We start from the raw sequence: 20,363 nt of genomic DNA, 5'->3' as shown, positions 1-20,363 counted from the left end.
AGTGAGCCTTAAATCCTTTCTGCACAAGCTGCATTATGATCCTGATCATTCCAGGCCGCCGGACTTCGAACCCGATTGGAGCGATGCTCCGCTTGCTTATAAGCTGTATCGCGGGTTACCGACCTTTCCGCTCTCTTCGGAAGTACCGCTGACGCTTGAAGGAAGAGCCGTGCCGGATAAGGCGGACATTCGCGATATCGGTCATTTTCTTTGGTATGCATACGGACTTGCACAGCTGTGCCAGTCCGTCTTTCATATGGATTCTGGTGAACAAGAGGCAAGCGTATTCCATACATTACGGAGATTTGCTCCTTCTGGCGGCGCCTTATATCCAAGCGAATTGTACGTGTATTTGAAAACGGACGATTTGCCTAACGGAATCTATCATTATGATGCGGCCCATCATCGTCTCGTATTGCTGCGCCTTGGCGATTTCGATGCTTATCTGGCGCGGGGGCTGGGGGATCGCTGCGACCTTTCGGTTTGCTTCGGCGCTGTGTTCGTATCAACCGTATTTTGGAAAAATTTTTTTAAATATAATAACTTTAGCTACCGTCTGCAAGGACTTGACGCCGGTGCGCTCATCGGACAGCTGCTGGAAACAGCCAAGCGCTTCGGATATCATACCGGGGTGTATTTCCGTTTCCTCGATCGGGTCGTTAACCATTTGCTTGGTCTTGACGAGCAGGGAGAGAGTGTGTATGCGGTCATCCCCTTATCGCTTCAGCCCGGCGGCTGGTTCTATGGCAGCGGAGCTGAAGCGGGAGTCTTGACTTCCCGCCAACTGTGCGCAGCGTTGCCTCCGATCCGGCACGAGCATTACGTCCGCTCACTTCGATTGATAGAGTTCCCGATGCTGCTGCGAATGAACGAAGCTTCGTTGATGGAAACATCGGCATCGTTCGGTCCGCTCGATGCCGCGGATATTGGAGGAACGATGACCGGCGAAGGAGAGACGGTTGCGCTGCCCCGGATGCAAAGGCTGCCGTATGATCTGGCTTCAATCGTCCGCAAGCGGTATTCGCCGCACCTGGATTTTGTTTCTAGCACGGTGGATGCTCATCAGGTCGCCGCTTTACTGCACGAGGCAACGGCCTCGTTCCCTTATATGAACGATTTGGATCCGGCCGGTCACGAGCCCAGAAAGCGGGTGTCCATTTACGGCTGTTTGTACGGCATTGACGGCATTCCCGACGGCGCTTACCGTTACGATGCTCTGGCTCATGAGCTGCGGCTGATCCGCCCGGGAGACTACAGGATGCTGCTGCAGCAGGGAATAGCCATAGGCAATGTGAATCTGTTTCAAACCCCGCTTTGCCTGCATGTGGCGGCGGACAGGAATCACTACGCGGATGCGCTCGGTTTTCGGGGGTACCGCATTCAGCAGATGGAAGCGGGAATGCTTGTTCAGCGACTGTTGATCGCGGGGGTCGCCCTTGGGCTTAACGGGCATCCGCTTCTCAGCTTTAACCCGGCCGATTGCGACAAAATATATAAGATGGAAGGGGAGGGCGTCGCCAGTCTCATCCAAGTGCCGCTAGGAGCCTGCAGACCCAGCTCCCGGCTGGAGGGCGGATTATACTCCTGAGAGAAAGGCAAAAGACAGCAGCTCGAAGTAACATTCGGGCATGCTGTCTTTTTTTCGTTAATAGTAAGGCGAAATTAGCAGATACACAAGAACTCCGGTGGAGCTTACATAGAGCCAGATGGGCATTGTCCAACGGGCGATTTTCCGGTGCGACTCGATTTTCATATTGAAGCCCCGGGTTACGGTGATTAAGGCCATAGGGACGTTCACGATCGCCAGCAGCACGTGGGTGATCAGGACAAACAAGTAAACGTATTTCAGCCACAGGCTTCCTCCGAATTTCGTCGGCTCGGTCAGAAAATGGTAAATGACGTACGAAACGAGGAAGAGGGCCGTGGTCACAAAAGCGAGAAGCACAAAGTTCCGGTGCGCCGAGATGTTTTTCTTCTTCACGAAATAAAGCGAAAACAGCAAGAACGCAAAGGTAAAGCAGTTAAAGATGGCGTTCAGCAGAGGGAGAACCGTTACGTCGAAGCTGACCGTCCCTTCATATTTCGGCATAAAAAATAAGGCGGCGATTACTCCGATGAGGATAATGGAAAAAACAGTGATCAATGCGGTAAAATTGCGTGGTTTGCTCATGGTATTTCCCCCGTTTCCTGGCATTCTGTAACTATTGTCCATTTAAGGATAGACATCCTTTTCTTCAAAAACAACGGGGTTTTCCCGCGTTTTGTTACATTTTATCGAAAGCTGGGAACCGCAAGGTCCGGCCTGCTTCGCTTGCATAACATTGGGATGGAATGCCCACCATAATATGGACTATGGAGCAAAAAGTGGAACCGCGCTCGAAACAACGTTTCGGAGCAAATGAAGCACCAATACTTAGGAAGAGGGGCTTGCCGTGGCTTATTTGCCGCCCGAGGAACGCATCACAACCATGCAAGCAGCCGTGCTGATCGCCAATTATATGCTGGGCGTGAGCATTCTGACGCTGCCCCGTACTTCGGTAGAGGCGGTGCAAACGCCTGATGTCTGGATTTCACTCATCCTTAGCGGATTGATCACGGTAGTGGTCGGAATTTTGATTGTAAAATTGTCCCAGCGCTTTCCGGGTCAAACCTACTATCAATATAACCGGCTGCTTGTCGGCAAGTGGTTTGGGGCCGCGCTCAGTTTTTTTACGGCTTTATATTTCATATTTATGGCCTCCTTTCAGGTTCGGGCGATGCTGGACGTTACCCGGCTGTTCCTGCTGGAGGGCACGCCTAACTGGGCGATTACGTTCGCTTTTATGTGGGTGGGGGTTTATTTGATGCTGGGCGGGATCAATCCGGTCGCTCGGCTCTTCGAAGTGATCTTTCCGATCACGACCGTCATTCTGATCTTGATCGCCTTCATGGGGCTCAGCGTATTCGAGCTCGACAATATGCGTCCCGTACTGGGTCACGGCCTCATGCCGGTGCTGCGCGGGCTGAAAACGACGATACTGGCCTACACGTCCGTCGAGATCATGCTCGTTGTTCCCGCATTCATGAAGCATCCGGAAAAGGCGGTCAAAGCGATGCTGATCGGAGTACTCATTCCGGCCTTCTTCTACGTCGTCACCTGCGTCATTGTTATCGGAACGTTATCGGTGGACGGCGTGATCACCCGGACTTGGCCGACCATCTCGCTTTTCCGGAGCTTCGAGTTCAGGGGAATCTTCTTCGAGCGCTTCGAGACGCTGCTGCTTGTCATCTGGCTCATGCAGATTTTTGCCACCTTTACGTTGTCTTATTATCTCGGAGCGCTTGGTATCGCACAAAGCTGGAAGGTGAATCATCGGACGGTCATCTTTGTCTTGCTGGCGATCATCTATGTGATCTCCTTCGCGCCTGCGGATACGAACGAATTGTTTAAGCTGGGAGAAATGGTGGGCTTGTCGTCGCTGATTCTGTTTATCCTGGTACCCGCGGTTCTGTGCGTTCTACCGAGCAGGAAAGGGGTACGGTCTTGAAACGCCGAAAGATGATGCTTGCGATCGTGGCTCTGCTGCCGATGATATCGCTATTGACGGGCTGCTGGAGTCAGCGGGAGATCGACGACCTTAGCCTTGTGGCCGGGATCGCGCTGGATAAAGCTCATGAAACGAAGATCGAAAAGGCTCTAACCAAAAATGGGGCGGCGCGCAAAAAAGAGGATTTGATCTCGATCACGTATCAGATTTTTACTTCCAGCTCCGGCGGTGGGCAAGGCAAAGGGGGCGGCGGCTCGTCCGAGCAAAAAAGATACGAAAATTTTACGGAAACCGGAGACTTGCTATTGGAATCGACCCGGGAAATCTCGCTCCGGACGGAACGGCCGATATTTGCCCAGCATTTCAAGACGCTGGTGATCGGCGACGAGCTGCTTCGTACGACGCCGATCCGGAGTTTATGGATCTGATGTACCGCGAGTCGGACTTCAGACCGAGCGCCCTGGTGTTCGTTGCCCGCGGATTGGCGAGGGAGACGTTTGAGCTGAAAGGGACGAAGGAAATCCCGGCATTCCGCATCCTGAAAATGGTTGACAATCAATACAAATCGACCCGCATCCTTCCTCCGGTATCCTTAGCCAAGCTGCTGACGCTTCTGCAGAGCAAATCGAGCTTTTTGCTGCAAGCGATCGTCAAAGGGGGAGGGGAAATTAAATTTGCCGGGGCCGGGGTCGTTCACGGACAGAGCGGAAAGCTGGTCGGTTTTCTCGATGAAGACGAACTGGGCAGCATCACGCTGATCACGGGACAAGTACGGGGAGGCGTCGTGAAATTTACCGACGAGGAAACCGGGCAAAAAAACCTGTATGAAATTTTGTCGTATAAGAGCGACATTGTGCCGCACGTGGAAGGGGACAAGCTGTCGTTCGAGGTTCGGATCGAATCCCGGGGCCGCCTGAGCGAAAGCTGGGTGATGAACGAGAAAAGCTTCGACGATCATTTCTTGAAGAGGCAAGGGCAATATGCAGCGAAACAAGTGGAACGGAACATTCGTCAGACGCTGGAAAAAATACAGAAGCGGTACAAAGCCGACGTGATCGGATTTAGCAAGGAACTGCGCATTCATGAGCCGAAAACATGGGATAAAGTCAAATCCCAATGGGACCAAAAGTTCAGTCAAGCCGAGGTTCGCCTACACGTCAAAACGATCGTGACGGAGTACGGAGCGAGCGGTTCGAAAGTCGTTGAGCACCGCAATCCGCCCGGACCATGAAGGGTAACCCTAATTTGGAAAAAACATAAAAAAAACATAAACAGATCTAAAAAAAACAAAAGACATTTGCCGATGTATGTTATAGATTGTAAATAGATATATAAAATAACATATGAAGAAATGTGTTCATTCCGTGGACCGGCGCAGAACCTGTAAGTTTGTTTCAGGTTCTTTTTTTGCTCATGCTTCTTCGCTGGAACATGGCTGAACGATCCTACTAATCATACTAAGGAGAAAGGAGGAAACGGTTTACAGCAGCATCGAATCCTACCCGAACAAAGGAGGAAATAACAATGTACGCAACCAAGGTTCGATCGATCCGCAACAAGGTGAAGGCGGCTTCTTTGGTTCTGCTTTCCGCTGCGCTGCTCCTGGCGCCCGGTTCGTTTCAGCCGAAGGCGCATGCCGCCGGAGAAATGAAGCCGTTCCCACAGCAGCTGAGCTACCCCGGCATCCTCAAGCCAAATCATGTTTCGCAAGCTTCCATGAATGCGTCCGTCGCTGCTTACTACGACTACTGGAAGGGGGCGCATCTGAAGAACAACTTAACTTCCTTGCCGGGCGGCTATTACGTCAAAGGGAACGTTGCGGGCAGCCAGGACGGCTTCAAGGCGCTGGGCTCTTCGGAGGGACAAGGCTACGGCATGGTGATTACGGCGCTGATGGCCGGTCATGACCCGGATGCGAGAACGATTTTTGACGGGCTGTTCAAAACGGCAAGAGCTTATAAAAGCTCCAAAAATTCGAATTTGATGGGCTGGATCGTCGCGGACGACAAGAGAGCTCAAGGGCATTTCTCCTCGGCCACCGACGGAGACCTTGATATCGCCTATGCGCTCATTTTGGCCGATCGTCAATGGGGGTCCGGCGGTTCCGTCAATTATTTGGCGGAAGCGAAAAAAATGATTACGAACGGCATCAAGGCCAGCTACGTGACGACCGGTAACCGGCTGAATCAGGGAGATTGGGATTCCAAAAGCACCTGGGATACGCGTCCGTCGGATTGGATGCTCAGCCATTTGCGGGCATTCTACGAAGTGACGGGGGATCAAACCTGGCTTGACGTCATCAACAATCTGTACAACGTCTACGGCCAGTTCAGCAGCAAATACACGCCGGTCACCGGTCTGATCTCCGACTTTGTCATCGACAATCCGCCGAAGCCGGCTCCGCGTGATCACATGGAAGGGGAAGAATTCCCTGACGAATACAATTACAACGCCAGCCGCGTTCCGCTGCGCATTGTGATGGACTACGCGTTCTACGGGGATGCGAGAGGCAAAGCGATCGCCGACAAAATGGCGACATGGATCAAAGGAAAGACCGGCGGCAACCCGAACAATATCAAAGACGGCTACAAGCTTGACGGCACCGTAAACGAAAAGGCAAGCTATGCGACGGCCGTGTTCGTCTCGCCGTTCATCGCCGCGTCCACGACGAACAGCAGCCATCAGGCTTGGATCAATGCGGGCTGGGACTGGATGAAGAACAAGAAAGAAGGCTATTATAGCGATTCCTTTAATCTGTTATCGATGCTCTTCATTTCCGGCAACTGGTGGATTCCGACGGCCGGCAGCGGCACACCGGATACGCAGGCACCCACGGCTCCGGCGAACTTGACCGCAACAGCCGTATCAAGCAGTCAAGTGAATCTGAGCTGGACGGCTTCCACGGATAACGTCGGGGTCAAGGAGTACAAAATTTACCGCGGCAGTACGGAGGTCGGCACGGCAACAGGCACTTCGTACAGCGATACGGGTTTGAATCCGTCCACGACGTACAGCTACACGGTCAAGGCTTTTGACGCGGCAGGCAATGCATCGGCGAACAGCAATACCGCCAGCGCGACGACAAGCGACGGTCCTTCTACGGACACCAATATTGCGAAAGGAAAAACAGCCAAGGCCAGCTCAGTGGAAGGAAGCGGCTACGAAGCGTCCAAAGCGTTCGATGGCAACGCCTCCACCCGCTGGGCGAGCAAGGAAGGAAGTGACTCTGAGTGGATTTACGTCGATCTCGGGAAGACGTACAGCATCCATAAAGTAAAGCTGAACTGGGAAGCCGCCTACGGCAAAAATTACAAAATTCAAGTATCGAACGATAGCGACTCGCCGGCGAATTGGACGGACGTGTATACGAAGACGAACGGGAAGGGCGGAGTCGAAGAGATCAACTTTGCCGCACAGGATGCCCGCTATGTCCGGATGTACGGCACGGCAAGAGGCACGTCCTACGGGTATTCGCTCTACGAATTCGAAGTGTACGGCTCGAGCGGAAATTGAGGGAATACGCAGCATCCTTCCGTCCGGTTGATTGATTGAAGATCTTAGCGTGAGTATACGCTTTAAAGCGGTATCTTAAAAATTTGGAGCGGCGGGATTCGCAGGATGGGATTCCGCCGCCACTCCGAGTACGGAAATTCCTCTATCTGCCTCTTTTTAACTCCCCTCATAAGGTGTCGAATTCGTCCGCCACAATAGCCTTTTCGTTCCCAATGTACCTTTTTCCCGATTGTAAGCGTTCTATTGTTAAGGTTTTATTTTGTTTTTGGGAATCCGTGGACAACGGGCGTTAGCCGGGATTAGACTGATGAATGTTCGGACTTCAGCTGTGCGAAACAATATTGATCAGAGGAGCAGTCATCATGATATCCAAAAAGTGGAAACGCGCCTTATCCTTTGTTCCCTTGTCCATTTGTATCCTTGGTCAAGGCCTGCCTAACGCAACCGTATATGGATCGCCGGTCGATGCAGGAGGTCAAGCAAGTCCGTCTGCCGGAAAATGGATGACGGGCGAGTACCACGCGCACACCTATCAGTCCAACGATGCGCAGGAATCTCTGGAGCGCGTGCTGGATGTCGCATTCGATCAGCACGGTTTCGATTGGCTGGCCCTTGCCGATCATTTGAGAATGTCCAACCGGGATGATAACGGCAACAATATTCCCGGAGGACCGGTTCCTTTATCCAAGGGTCTTGCCCAGTATCAGGTTCCTAAAATCAAACAACTGCAGGAGTCGGGCAAGTACAAAGATAAAATTGTTTTTTCGGGCTTCGAATGGGACATGCCGAAATATGAGCACGTGGGTATCGGCATCGGAACCGACAATCCGGGGTCGCCCGAGTCGCTGAAAGCCGTAAGCCAGTTCGAATATTTATTCACCGACCGGGACGAAAGCCTGTTCGATCCGGCGGACGTTGCCGCCTGGAAGGCGCAGAACAAACGGGCATATACGACTCGCGACGACGCGCTGACCGCTCTGCGGTGGCTTCGTGAAAAATATCCCGAGTCCAGCTACGCGATCTTGAATCATCCTTCAAGAAAAGACGTTTATACGATTGCCGATATCCGGGATTTCAACAGCGCCGCACCGAATATCGTCTTCGGATTCGAAGGCATGGTCGGCAACCAGATGGAGTCCGACCGGGGCGGCCTCAACCTGACCACCCCGGCCAACCGGTCCTACGGGGGAACGGATTACATGGTCGCCAAGCTTGGAGGCGTATGGGATTCTCTGCTAGGGGAAGGAAGGAAATTCTGGAACTTTTCCAATTCGGACTTTCATTTCAAAATCAGCAGAGATGAGTTGGCTTCCAGTGGGTATTGGCCAGGAGAATACTCCAAGAACTACACGTGGGTGAACGGTTCCGATATGAAGGCGGTTGTAGCCGGCATGAGGTCGGGAAAATCGTTCTCCGTATACGGCGATCTGATTGACGCGCTTGATTTTACGGTTGCCGGTGACGGTCGCAAGGAGGAGATGGGCGGAGAGCTTCAGGTGAAGGAGGGGGATAACCTCCAGCTTACGATTCGGTTCAAAACTCCGAAAACAAACAATAACGGCGATCCCGTTGAAGTCGATCATGTCGATCTGATTTCCGGCGACGTGACGGGCTTGGCCCAACCGGGCACCCCCGAGTATAACAAAGACACCAACGATTCGACCAAGGTGCTGCAGCGCTTCACGAGCGCAGACTGGACGACGGATGCCGAAGGGTATCATGTCATCAGCTACAATCTGGGTACGGCAAGCAAGAATCAGTACTTCAGGCTCAGAGGAACGAATCTGGGGCTCAACGTCGAGGGAGAAACAAGCAACGGGGAGCCGCTGGTCGATCCGAAAACGGATATCGCCGATGACAAAACCCGTTTCGCCGAAATTAACAATCGGAATTACCGGGACCTGTGGTTTTATTCCAACCCGATCTTCGTAAGCGTGGCACCCTACAGCGATCAGCAGGCTGTCGACGATACGAAGCAATCGTTGTCCTTGGGCGATATTAGCCAAGTTGCTACCAATCTTCAACTGCCTACGACAGGCAAGCATGGGGCAACCATCTCGTGGAAAAGCTCCAATCCTCAGCTGATGACCGATGACGGCAAAATCGTATCGCGTCCCCTGCAGGATACGGCTCTCACGCTGACCGCTACGATCAAGCGCGGAAATGCCGCAGCGAGCCAATCTTTTGCGGTGAAGTTGAAAGGTACTTCCCTGGAGCTTCACGGTAAGTGGAAGACAGCGGACGGACAGCCTTACTCCAGCGGCGCCTGGACGAATCAGAGCGTTACGGGCAGCGTCTATGCCAGCGTATACGGAAGCGTGTACGGGGCCGGTCCCGACCTGGAGCTATCAACCGACAACGGGAAAAATTTCCTTCCTTATGTGAGCAACAGCAACATCGAGATTTCTCAAGAAGGAGTGCATTCGCGGCTATTCCGGGCCACCGATGCTTTTGGAAACAAAGCTTTGCTTCCGTTGACGGTAAATATTGATCGTACGCCTCCGGTCATCACGCTCAAGGGTGACCCGACCGTGAATCTGACCGTCGGTACGGCCTACGTGGAGCAGGGCGCAACCGCTGCCGATAACTTCGGGGTGGACGGCGATGTGGTCGTCACCGGAGCCGTCGATACGCATACGGCTGGAACCTATACGGTGCATTACAATGCCCGGGATTTGGCGGGGAATCGTGCCGCCGAGGTACGCCGTACGGTCATCGTAACGAAAGCGGCGGACAGCAGCGATTCGGACGGCGACTCCGGAAGCTCCGGCGGCGGCGGTTCGAGCTCGCCGGGCGGCAATTCGGGTAACACGACAACCCAACCGGCATCAGGCGATAAACCGGACCGCCCTGTCTCTTTGGAGCTTGAGGTCAATGCGAAGCAAGCGGCCAAGGGCAGTATCAAGGACGTAGTGAATATCGAAGTTCCGGCAGGTGCCTTGCCATCGAACGGCACCATTCGGGCCAGCATTCTGTCCGCGAAGGAGACTCCTTCCGCCGGGAATCTGCGGGCGATGAGTCCGGTGATCGAATTCACAAGCACGACCGGTCATACTTTTAATCAACCGATCGCTCTGACGTTCCATTATAACGCCGGTCAATTGCTTCTGGGGCATCAGGCAGCGGTATATTATTATCACGAGCAGCAAAAGCGCTGGATTTATATCGGCGGGACCAACCGTGCGGACGGAACCGTCACCGTGAACGTCAACCATTTTACGAAGTTCGCCGTATTCGATTATCAGCCGGTCGCTTTCCTGGATCTCACCGGGCATTGGGCGGCGCCGTATACCGACCGTTTGGTTGGGATGAATGTCATTCAAGGGTTTGAAGACCGGATGTTCCGTCCGGAAACGCTGGTAACACGCGGGCAATTCGCGAAAATGATGGCGGAAGCGCTCGGTCTCCAAGCCTCCACGGACGCCTCTGGGTTTGCCGATGACCCGCAAATTCCGGATTGGGCGAAATCCGGCGTAGCCGCAGCGGTCAAAGCAGGCCTGATCCACGGATATGAGGAAAACGGCCGCACGTGGTTCAAAGCGGACCAAACGATCACCCGGGCGGAAATGTCCGTGATGATCGCGAATGCGCTGAACTCCGGTGGATTCAATTCGGGGAACCAAACGACAGCATTCCGGGATGCCGGGAGCATTCCGGCTTGGGCACAAGCAGCTGTGAATGCCTCGGTATCGGCCGGAATCGTGAGCGGATATGAGGATCAAACGTTCCGCGCCAGCCAAACGGCTACGAGAGCGGAGGCAGCAACGATGATTTACAAGCTTTTGGAAGCTTTGAAGCTGTAGCCGACCCATTCGAACCATCTCTTTCATAAACGTAGAAAGCCTGACAGGGAATCCTGTCGGGCTTTTTAGCTTTGTGGGGCTATGCGGGGGTTATTCGCGGTTTGCGTTTTTTTGCGCATTTTCCGGTAACGTGTTGAAGAGTTTTGGGAGCATCCTTTATAATAAGCTTTAATGATAATAATAATCGTTATCAATTACGAAATTGGAGCGAAAACAGGGATGCGCGATCTTTATCAAATGAACGATATCGAGCGGCTGTCGGCGGGAAATGATGCGCACAGACGCTGGATAGATGCCTATACTTTTATTGTTGCCGAGGAGGGGAAGGGCGAGCTTCGTATCGACGGCTTGCGAATGCTGGTGGATTCCGGCACCGTACTGTTCTGCAACCCCGGGAGAATGATCGAATACCGTACCGCCTCCGGGAGCGGCCTGCTGCTGGACTTGATTACGTTCCGCATCTTCACTTCGCGCGGTCAAGAAGAACGGCCCGCAGGACAATCGGCGTATGGCGAAAAGCGGAGCCTATGGCTTCCCGACGGCAAGCTGTACCCGGAGTCCCCTTACCGGATCGGGATGCTCGTCAAGGAGCTGAGAGCGCTCCGCAGTCATGATGCGGGGGACGAACTGTTCCGGCAGGAGATGCTGCTTTACGAGCTGCTTCACCTGCTGGCGCCGGGCCACCGTCCAGACTCGGAGCCGGACATCCGGCCGTCGCGCAAGGGGATCGAGCTTGCTATCGACTATATGCATAAGCATTACCACGAAGAAATCAGCCGGGACATGCTGGCGCAGATGGCCGGTTTTCACCCGCGCTTTTTTTCGATGCTGTTCAAGCGGGAGACCGGGCACAGCTTCTCCGACTACTTGGCCCGCATCCGGATCGACCGGGCGAAGGAGCAGTTGCTGCTGACGGGCGGGAGCCTGAACGATATTGCACGCAATGTCGGCTATGCGGACGGCTTTTATCTAAGCCGCAAATTCAAGCAGGTCGTCGGCGTATCGCCAACAGGCTATGTGCGCGAACCGAAAAAAATCGTCGTCTATGATCTGGTCGGACATCTGCTTGCTCTGGGCATCAAGCCGCTCGGCGCTTCGTACAATCAAGGGCTGAGCCGCCTGGCGCTGCTAAGGGAGGAGCTAGCGGGTACGCCTGATGTCGGCTATACTTCCGTGGAGCCGATGCTGGAGCTGGAGCCGGAGCTGATCATCGCGACGGACTGGCTGGACCGCGGTATGATCGAGCAGCTGCACAAAATCGCGCCGACGCTTGTGTTTCACAGCGGCGACCCGTTCGAGAGATTCAAGTCGCTGGCGGACATCCTGAACCGGAGAGGGGAAGCGGAAGCGTTCATTGCCCGGTATGAGGAGAAAGGGAAGCGGGCGCGGGCGGAGCTGAGCGGTCTTGTCGGACCGAACGAGACGGCGGCCGTCTACGAGATTTGGGCCGACTGCCTCTGGGTCATGTGCGAATCGTATGGAAGGGGCGTCTATAATTTGTACAAGGCGCTCGGGTTCACTCCTCCGCCGAAGGTGAAGCGGGACGTGCTGGACATCGGCCAACCGAAAAAAATTACGCTCGAAGAGCTGCCGGACTATGCGGCCGATCATATGTTCATCAGCGTATACCCGGCGAACGGCGGAGCCGAAAGCGCGAGAAAAGTAATGGAGAGCGACATCTGGAAGCAGCTCCCTGCCGTACGGCGCAACCGGGTATATTCGATTGAGCTGGACGTAATCCATTCCGTTGACGTCCTGTCGCTGGAAAAGCAGCTCGATATCCAGACGCAATTGCTGAAGTCCGCCCTCCGGTGACCTTTTGTCCATAAAAATGATGATCATCGGATATGGTCATTCCGCCTTGGACTGATACAATACGAGATGGGATTTAAAATGATAATCATTATCAGTGACATCGGAGGGGGACTATGCGTCGCATCAGCATCAAACAGATCGTATGGCTAGGGCTGCTTTTCGTCGTGATGACGGTCGTTATCGCCGCTTGCAGCAGTAGGACGGAGAATCATTCGAGTGCGTCAGGGGATCGAGCGGCCTCCGGAGACAAGCCGGGGACGAAAATATTCAAGGCGGAAAACGGGGAAATCGAGATTCCGACGAATCCTCAGCGGATCGTCGCCATTCAGTTCGCAGGGGATCTGCTGGCGCTTGGCGTCAAGCCGGTCGGCGTAGGGTCGATCGTGTTGAACAATTCCGAGCAATTGAAGGACGAGCTGGCCGGAGTGGCGGACGTCGGGGACGTTTCCGTCGAGAAGGTGCTGGAGCTGGCGCCGGATCTCATCGTTGCGCCGAGCTATTTGCCGCCCGAAGTGGTCGAGAAGCTTGGCAAAATCGCGCCTACGGTGACTCTCCCGTGGGGAGGCTTTGTCGGAGCGGACCCGCTCGAAGAGGTGCGCACGTTCGGCCGCATGCTCGGCAAGGAGAAGGAGGCGGAGGCCTGGATCGCGCGTTACAAGGAGAAGGCTGCGCAGGCGAAGCAGAAGCTGGCCGGAATCATCGGTCCGGGAGAAACGGCGGCTTCCTACGAAATTTGGGCCAAAAATTTATGGGTCTGGGACAAAAATCAGCGGGCCGGGTACAATCTGTTTGCCACGCTCGGGTTAACGCCGCCGGACAAAGTGAAGAAGGATGTTTTCGAGCCGGGCAAGAGCCGGGACATCTCGCAAGAGGTGCTTCCGGAATATGCCGCGGACCATATGTTCGTTACGGTGTATCAGGAGGACGGCGGAGCGGAACGGGCCAAGGAGTTAATGGACAATTCTCTATGGAAAAACCTTCCTGCAGTGAAAAACAATCGGGTGTATTTGCTTAATCTGATGCAATTCTGGTTCTCGGATGGACTGTCGCTGGAGAAGCAGCTGGACATTTTGACGGAAACGATCTTATCCCGGAACCAAAAGTAAATGCCGGTTCATTTACAATTTATTTAATTGCGTTTGATGCTCCGCTAACAAACCGCAGTACAATTAAGAAGTGTAAGGACAGCCGAATAAGCAGGGTACGAGACGAGGAGAAAACCCTTTTATGCAGCAAACGGAGGAGCCGGTTCGGCGCGCCCCCTCTGTTTGATGGATGGAAGGGTTTTTTGTCATGTTCACAAGAAGGGAGCTGTGCGTACCGAAGCGGATGTCGCAAGGATTAACGCTCTGATAGCAGAAGCGGGATCGAAATGACCTGCCAAGACGATAGGAAAGGACAGAATCCACAATGATACGTCATGCCAAATCGTTCTACGTATTTCTCATTATCGCATTGCTTAGCGGGACAATTCCTGTCGGCCTTGTTCCGGGACAAGCCGAAGCTGCCGACGCGGGACGAAAATCGATGATTGCCAAAAAGACGAAGAATGCACCCGCGATTGACGGACAGCTCGACGAATCCGTCTGGAGCACAGGAGAAGGCGTCTTCAAGGAGTCCAAATTCGGCCTCTTATGGGACAATCAATATCTCTATATTGGCGTGAAGGCCGATGACGATACGCTGATCCATAACGGACCGGGCTACTGGTTCGAACAGGATAACATCAATCTATTTTTCGATCCGACGAATCACCGCTCGGCTCCGTTCACAAACGAGGACATGCAGCTCGGATTCGTATATCAGCCGGGCTCGACGACGCCGGAGTTTCACTTCGGTGCAGCGCTGAATAATCATAGCGGCAAGGACGAGAAAAAAATACTGCGCGCCATCCGCACGACAGGCAGCGGCTGGACGCTCGAAGTGGCCGTGCCGTGGGATATGCTCCAGCTTGACCCGAGGCGGAACAAACAGATCGGATTGGAAGTCGGCACGACCGACCGGTACGATGCCGCAGACCCTGCGAAGCAAAGGTCGAGCTATTGGAGCGCCTACAACACCACATCGTTCTGGAACGACACGTCCGGATACGGCACCGTAACGCTGGACGATGGCAATCCGGTAACCGGATCGGTGAATCCGGTGCTTTTGTACGAGACGTTTGACAGATATCCGTCAGGTCAGCTTCCATTCGGCTGGATTTCCGATGTGAATGCGGGGAGCAATCCGTTTACGGTCGTGCAGGATACATACGGCAATGGGCGAATGGTATTCGACGGGAGCGCGTCAGGCAAGCAAGGACGGGCGATTGCACCTGTTCAGTGGGACAATTACGTCGTTGAAGCGGACGTCCGGTTCGAAAAAGTGCTGGATGCGGGACGCTGGGCTTCCCTTATGTTCCGCGGAGCCGCCAGCGGCAAAGCTCCTTACAACCAGATGGCCGTCCGGCAAAACGGCACCTACGAAATCGCCTACCGGAAGCCGGATAACGCGTGGTTCAGCCCCACGCCTGTGAGCGGGATGTGGAAGCCGCTTGCCTTGAATAACGATTACACGATGAAAGTCCGCGTGTTCGACAACAATGTCAAAGAATATATCAAAGCGAAGAGCGATGCGGACTTTACGCTTCTGACCGACAAGACCTTGAGTCCGAATGTGCTGCTGGAACGCGGCAAAATTGGCTTGCAGGCCGATCAGAGCAAAGTGTCGTTCGATAACGTGAAGGTCACGCGGATCACGGCCGACCGGCTCGATCTGACGATTCCGCCAACGATGGAAGCGCTGACCGGACCGCTGAGCGTGACCGGCAGCGTCTACTTCTCGGACGGCGTCACGGAAGCGGTCTATAGCGACCGGTTAAAGCTGTATTCCTCCGACGAGAGTACGATCAAAATCGTGGACGGCAAGCTGTATCCGGTCAAAGCGGGGAAAGCGACGATTCAAACGGTTTTCGCCAATGCCGAAGCTGTGCAGGAGGTTACGGTTATGCCGTCGGCCATCGGAGCAAAAGTCGTTTCGCTCAAGCATAACGAAGGCTACGTGCTGGGTACGGCAGGCGGGACAATCGATCTTCAATCCATTGTATTTCAATCGGAGCTAAGCGATTTTACCTCTGGCACGTTAACCGGCGATCGTTTAACCTGGAGCTCGGGCAGCGGCGGGATCACGATAGAGAACGGCAAAATCAACGTCAAGCAAAAAGGCGTCCACAAGCTGACCGCTTCCATCGATAGCGCAACGATTTCGTTCCTCGTCGTAGCGAAAGAAGCCGGCGATGCCGAGTACGTGCTGTACGAGGAGAACTTCGACGCCTTGCCGGACGGCGCGCTGCCGCCGGGCTGGACGAGAATCGAAGGCACGACGCCCAGTGCAGCCGTCGTGAAAGCCGGCGCATTCGAGCTGAATGCGAGCACGGCCCCGGATAACCCGTCGCGCGTGTTGCTTCCGGACTATTTGAAGCTGTTCGGCAACTATAAAATTGAAGCGGATGTCACCCATTTGTCGGCCAACGACGCGGCGAGATGGAATTCGATCATGTTCCGTATCCAAAATAACGAATACCCTTATTACCAAATGGCGGTCCGCCAAGACGCGACGGCGTCCAACGGCGTCGAATTCGCCGAGCGGACCGCGGCGAACGGCTGGAACGTCACGGATCGCGGTTCGAACAGCGAAGCGATCGATCCGGCCAAAATGTACCGTTTCACGGTCAAAGCCTACGGCAACCGGGTGCAGGAACTGATCAATAATCGCGTAATGATCAACACCGACGCGGCCTCCGCTTACGCCAAGGGCGGAATCGGTTTGCAGGCAAACGGCAGCAGGATGAAAGTGGACAACATCCGGATTACACTACAGCAGGAGGCGCTGCCGCCGATGCCGACGGACCGCTTCGTGAACGTCGCCGAGCCGGAGACGAAAATTTCACTTGCGCCGTCCGTTGTCAAGGAGGTTCGCAGCGCAGCGGATCTGGCAAGCTTGAACGGGCCCGCCCTACCGGCGACGGTGATTCTGCATGTGAACCCTGAGTTGAAGGTGACTGACCTGTCGGGCGCGAACGTGCTCGGAAGCTTGGACGAGGTGCTGGCTTCGCTCGGCACCCGGATGATTCCGGCGTTCTATGTGAAGGACGAGCAAGCCGCCGATAAGCTGACCGACTATGTGCAGCGGACCGAGCTGGAAGACGCGTTCGTCGTTTCGGACCGCGGCGAGCTGGTTAAGCGGGTAAGAACGGCATACCCGATGATCCGGGGCATTGTCGATTACAGCGCAGCGCCGGCCCCTATGACGCAGGAAAGCCTGCTCGATATCCGCAGAAAGACGACGGTCAATCAGGCGAAAATCGCCATCCTGCCGCAGAGCGCGGCTTTGATTGACAATGTCGCATATTTGCAGCAGCGGCTGATTGCAGTATGGGCCAGGGAAACGGCAAGCGCAGCGGACAAAAGCGTGTCGATCCACCGGCTGATCACGGCCGGAACGAACGGCATCGTGACGGATTCCCCTAGGGCAGCCTTCAATGCGCTCAAGGTGTACTCGAACCAGACTACGCTGATCCGCAAGCCGTATGTGATCGGTCATCGGGGCATTCCGTCGGAGGCTCCCGAGAATACGATCGAGAGCAATGAGCTTGCCGTCGATTACGGGGCGGACTTTATCGAGAACGACATGTACGTGACGACGGACGATCACCTCGTCATTATTCACGACGGCGTGCTGCAAAATACGACGAACGGGTTCGGCAAGGTCGAGGATCATTCGCTGGAGCAGATCAAGACGCTCAACGCGAGCAAGCCGAAGCCGGGCTATAAGGAAACGAAAGTGCCGACGCTGGACGAGCAGATCGATCTGGCCAAAAGACGCGGCATTATGGTTTATGCCGAAATTAAAACAAGCAATCCGCGCGCGGTCGACGTGCTGGTGAAGCTGATCAAGGAGAAGAACGCGGAGCACTTGCTCAACGTTATGTCGTTCGATCCGAATCAGTTGAAGCGGTTCGCCGAGCAAATGCCGGGGATGCCGCTAGGACTGCTGCACAGCGGCTTCGATACTTCGAACGTCAACAAATCGCTGCGCGAAACGTTGAAGATCGTTCAGAAGCAGAACGTCACGTTTAACGTAGGGTATACCGGATTGAAGAAGGATTATATGGAAGCGGCCAAGCACCGGGGCATTTTTGTCTCCCCGTGGACGATCAACAGCGAGAAAGATTACAAGAGCATGTTCGCGACGGGCGTATATGGCTTGACCACAGACTACGCAAGCTACTCGAAAAACTGGGCCGCCTCGGTTTTTCCGGAGAAGGACAAGTACGTTCTGGCGCAAAATGAAAGTACGGCCGTCACGGCGCAAGTGTATTCCTACGCTCGCGTAAAAACGAACGTCACTCCGGACATCGTTCTGTTGGACGGGCACGATGTCGTAGACGTGAACGGAGACAAAGTTACGGCAAAAAAACCGGGAACGGCGCACGCCTTGTTGCGGTATACGGCGTCGATGGACGCAAGCAGCAAGTACGATCTGTACACGCAGCCCGTTACTTTTGAAGTGAAGGGCGACGACAGTAACGGCGGGGGGAACAACGGCGGAGGCAATAACGGCGGTGGAAACAACGGCGGAGGCGACAACGGCGGTGGAAACAACGGCGGAGGCGACAACGGCGGAGGGAACAACGGCGGTGGTGACAACGGCGGAGGGAACAACGGCGGTGGTGACAACGGCGGAGGCAATAACGGCGGTGGAAACAACGGCGGAGGCGACAACGGCGGAGGCAATAACGGCGGTGGAAACAATGGCGGTGGTAACAGCGGCGGAGGCAGCAGCGACAGCGATAGCAGCAGCACCGGAAGTACCGGCTCCACCGGCGGGAAGCCCGCGGATGGGGCAGGCAAGCCCGATGTCCCCGCGGCCAAGCCTGGAGCGGTGCTTGAAGCAAGAGGTGGTAAAGTTGACGCCGACACGCTGAAGGAGGCGTTCCGTGTCAACTCCGGCGTCGAAGTGAAATTTACCGGCGATAAGCTGGAGCTGGCAGCGGCAGGCTTGTCCGATGCGAGCCGCAAAGACGGCACGACGCTGGCGGTAACCGGCGACAGCGGCCGATATGCGCTGCCATTGGACGCGCTGAAGTTAGAAGCTTTGGCTCGGCAGCTTGGCTCGGCGGTAAGCGATATGTCGATCCGTTTTGCGATCAAAAAGCTGAGCGGCAGCGAACGTGACGAGATCAAGTTGGCCGTGAACGGCGCGTCGGTCGCAGACGGCGTCCATCTCTCGGTGGAGGCGGTGAACAAAGAAGGCCGCGCGGTGCCGGTATCGTTCGGGTCCTCACCGGTTACGTACCAACTGCTTCTTAACCAAGCCGTGGACCGATCCAAAGCGACCGGAGTCCTCTATGATCCGGCGACGAAACGGGTCCGGTTCGTCCCGACCCTTTTCGATACAAGGAACGGACAAACGGCTGCAACGCTGAAGAGGAGCGGGAACGGCACATATGCCATTATCGAAATGAACAAAAGCTTCGCGGATATGACAAACCATTGGGCGCAAGCGGATGTCGAGCTGCTCGCTAACAAGCTCGTTGTTGAAGGAGTCAGCGACAACCGGTTCGAAGGCGATCGCCCGATCACACGCTCGGAATTCGCGGCGCTGCTTGTCCGCGCATTGGGTCTCAGTCCTGCGACGGCAAAAAGCGGGTTTAACGATGTGGCTTCCGGGGCCTGGTATGCAGAGGATGTAGCGGCCGCAGTGGCAGCGGGGCTCATCAGCGGATATGAGGACGGTTCGTTCCGTCCGGACCGGCAAATTAAGCGTGAAGAACAGGCGGCCATGCTGATCCGCGCCATGTCTTACGCAGGATTGGAAACACAGATATCGCAGGCGAAGCAGAGCGAGGCTTTGGCGCGGTTTAAGGACGCTGGCAGTTTGGGCTGGGCGAAGCCTGAAGTAACGGCTGCGATTCATGCCGGTCTGATGAACGGAACGACGGCGGAGACGCTCGAAGCGGACGGAATCGCAACGCGGGCTCAATCCGCGGTAATGCTGAAGCGTTTCTTAATCAAAGCGAACTATATCAATTAACGCATGGAGATGAAGCTTTGTTCGAAGCGAGTCTGCCCGGGCCACCAAGCCTGGGCGGACTTTTTTCATAGACCGCTCTAGCGTAGATTGCCCGTCCTCCGGGTTTCCTCTATAAATAAGATGAAATCTCACCCTTCCAACTTGAAAAGGGGAGCAGGCTATTATCGTTTATCGTATAATCGAGTTAGGAACGAAAACAGTTACTCCGGCAGGACGGGACGGAGGTTGGAAAATGAAGGTAAGACGAATCGTTGCCAATATTGATACCCGGAAGATCGAGGAGGCCAAAAGCTTTTATCACGACGTGCTCGGCCTCGATCTATTGATGGATCATGGATGGATCGCCACTTATGGTTCGAACGAGGAGATGAGCGTTCAAATCAGCTTCGCCTCGGAAGGGGGTTCCGGCACGCCCACACCCGATCTATCCATCGAAGTCGACGATGTCGAGGCTGCGCTTGAACGCGTGAAGAGAGCCGGATTTACGGTTGAATACGGCCCGATGAACGAGCCATGGGGCGTTCGACGCTTCTTTGTCCGGGACCCGTTCGGCAAGCTTGTCAACATCCTAGCTCATGTCCAGGCCGATTAAATCGTTATAACGATTTAATCCTGCCCGTTCCGGCAACCT

The 20,363-nt window shown here is 54.7% G+C and carries 11 protein-coding genes and 1 pseudogene; 11 read left to right on the top strand and 1 reads right to left on the bottom strand.

Annotation, left to right across the window (positions count from 1 at the left end; translation table 11 throughout):
• The first annotated feature begins 1 nt into the window (after window position 1).
• On the top strand, window positions 2-1,588 hold the full coding sequence (locus QMG93_RS23020; RefSeq protein ID WP_281940645.1) for a SagB family peptide dehydrogenase: 1,587 nt from the start codon (window positions 2-4) through the stop codon (window positions 1,586-1,588).
• 57 nt (window positions 1,589-1,645) lie between these two features.
• Here the strand turns inward: QMG93_RS23020 and QMG93_RS23015 are convergent, their stop codons facing one another.
• Window positions 1,646-2,170, bottom strand: coding sequence for a DUF420 domain-containing protein (locus tag QMG93_RS23015; RefSeq protein WP_281940643.1), 525 nt, complete (start codon window positions 2,168-2,170; stop codon window positions 1,646-1,648).
• A gap of 298 nt (window positions 2,171-2,468) precedes the next feature.
• Between QMG93_RS23015 and QMG93_RS23010 the strand changes: the two genes are divergently transcribed.
• The 10 genes and pseudogenes from QMG93_RS23010 (at window position 2,469) to QMG93_RS22965 (ending at window position 20,324) form a co-directional block, all read left to right on the top strand.
• Entirely contained in the window at window positions 2,469-3,527 is a 1,059-nt protein-coding gene (locus QMG93_RS23010) for a spore germination protein (RefSeq protein ID WP_281940713.1), read from the top strand.
• Window positions 3,524-3,955, top strand: coding sequence for a hypothetical protein (locus tag QMG93_RS23005; RefSeq protein WP_281940641.1), 432 nt, complete (start codon window positions 3,524-3,526; stop codon window positions 3,953-3,955). The genes QMG93_RS23010 and QMG93_RS23005 overlap by 4 nt, the downstream gene beginning before the upstream one ends.
• Entirely contained in the window at window positions 3,946-4,758 is an 813-nt protein-coding gene (locus QMG93_RS23000) for a Ger(x)C family spore germination protein (RefSeq protein WP_281940639.1), read from the top strand. Before QMG93_RS23005 ends, QMG93_RS23000 begins: the two co-directional genes overlap by 10 nt.
• A 293-nt stretch (window positions 4,759-5,051) precedes the next feature.
• Window positions 5,052-6,323, top strand: a pseudogene (locus tag QMG93_RS22995) (glycosyl hydrolase family 8); the annotation flags it as partial.
• Window positions 6,324-6,374: 51 nt separating this feature from the next.
• The gene (locus tag QMG93_RS22990; RefSeq protein WP_413789322.1) at window positions 6,375-7,040 is read left to right on the top strand and encodes a discoidin domain-containing protein; all 666 of its coding nucleotides are present in this window, start codon (window positions 6,375-6,377) and stop codon (window positions 7,038-7,040) included.
• A 362-nt stretch (window positions 7,041-7,402) separates the two neighbouring features.
• Window positions 7,403-10,843, top strand: coding sequence for an S-layer homology domain-containing protein (locus QMG93_RS22985; RefSeq protein ID WP_281940637.1), 3,441 nt, complete (start codon window positions 7,403-7,405; stop codon window positions 10,841-10,843).
• Between the two features lie 219 nt (window positions 10,844-11,062).
• Entirely contained in the window at window positions 11,063-12,658 is a 1,596-nt protein-coding gene (locus QMG93_RS22980; RefSeq protein WP_281940635.1) for a helix-turn-helix domain-containing protein, read from the top strand.
• A 113-nt stretch (window positions 12,659-12,771) separates the two neighbouring features.
• A complete protein-coding gene (locus QMG93_RS22975; protein WP_281940633.1) occupies window positions 12,772-13,764 on the top strand; it encodes an iron-hydroxamate ABC transporter substrate-binding protein in 993 nt (330 codons plus the stop codon).
• Window positions 13,765-14,068: 304 nt separating this feature from the next.
• Window positions 14,069-19,732, top strand: coding sequence for a glycerophosphodiester phosphodiesterase family protein (locus tag QMG93_RS22970; protein WP_281940631.1), 5,664 nt, complete (start codon window positions 14,069-14,071; stop codon window positions 19,730-19,732).
• Between the two features lie 232 nt (window positions 19,733-19,964).
• Window positions 19,965-20,324, top strand: coding sequence for a VOC family protein (locus tag QMG93_RS22965; RefSeq protein WP_216789788.1), 360 nt, complete (start codon window positions 19,965-19,967; stop codon window positions 20,322-20,324).
• Window positions 20,325-20,363 lie beyond the last annotated feature (39 nt).

Source organism: Paenibacillus tyrphae (genome assembly GCF_027925525.1).
Lineage (GTDB): Bacteria > Bacillota > Bacilli > Paenibacillales > NBRC-103111 > Paenibacillus_G > Paenibacillus_G tyrfis_B.
This window is presented reverse-complemented; position numbering and strand designations above follow the sequence as displayed.

Excerpts from the sequence above, each read along its gene's own strand:
- QMG93_RS22975 (WP_281940633.1), top strand. The coding sequence starts at position 12,772 with ATGCGTCGCATCAGCATCAAACAGATCGTATGGCTAGGGCTGCTTTTC.
- QMG93_RS22970 (WP_281940631.1), top strand. The coding sequence starts at position 14,069 with ATGATACGTCATGCCAAATCGTTCTACGTATTTCTCATTATCGCATTG.
- QMG93_RS23015 (WP_281940643.1), bottom strand. The coding sequence starts at position 2,170 with ATGAGCAAACCACGCAATTTTACCGCATTGATCACTGTTTTTTCCATT.
- QMG93_RS23000 (WP_281940639.1), top strand. The coding sequence starts at position 3,946 with ATGGATCTGATGTACCGCGAGTCGGACTTCAGACCGAGCGCCCTGGTG.
- QMG93_RS22980 (WP_281940635.1), top strand. The coding sequence starts at position 11,063 with ATGCGCGATCTTTATCAAATGAACGATATCGAGCGGCTGTCGGCGGGA.
- QMG93_RS22985 (WP_281940637.1), top strand. The coding sequence starts at position 7,403 with ATGATATCCAAAAAGTGGAAACGCGCCTTATCCTTTGTTCCCTTGTCC.
- QMG93_RS22965 (WP_216789788.1), top strand. The coding sequence starts at position 19,965 with ATGAAGGTAAGACGAATCGTTGCCAATATTGATACCCGGAAGATCGAG.
- QMG93_RS23010 (WP_281940713.1), top strand. The coding sequence starts at position 2,469 with ATGCAAGCAGCCGTGCTGATCGCCAATTATATGCTGGGCGTGAGCATT.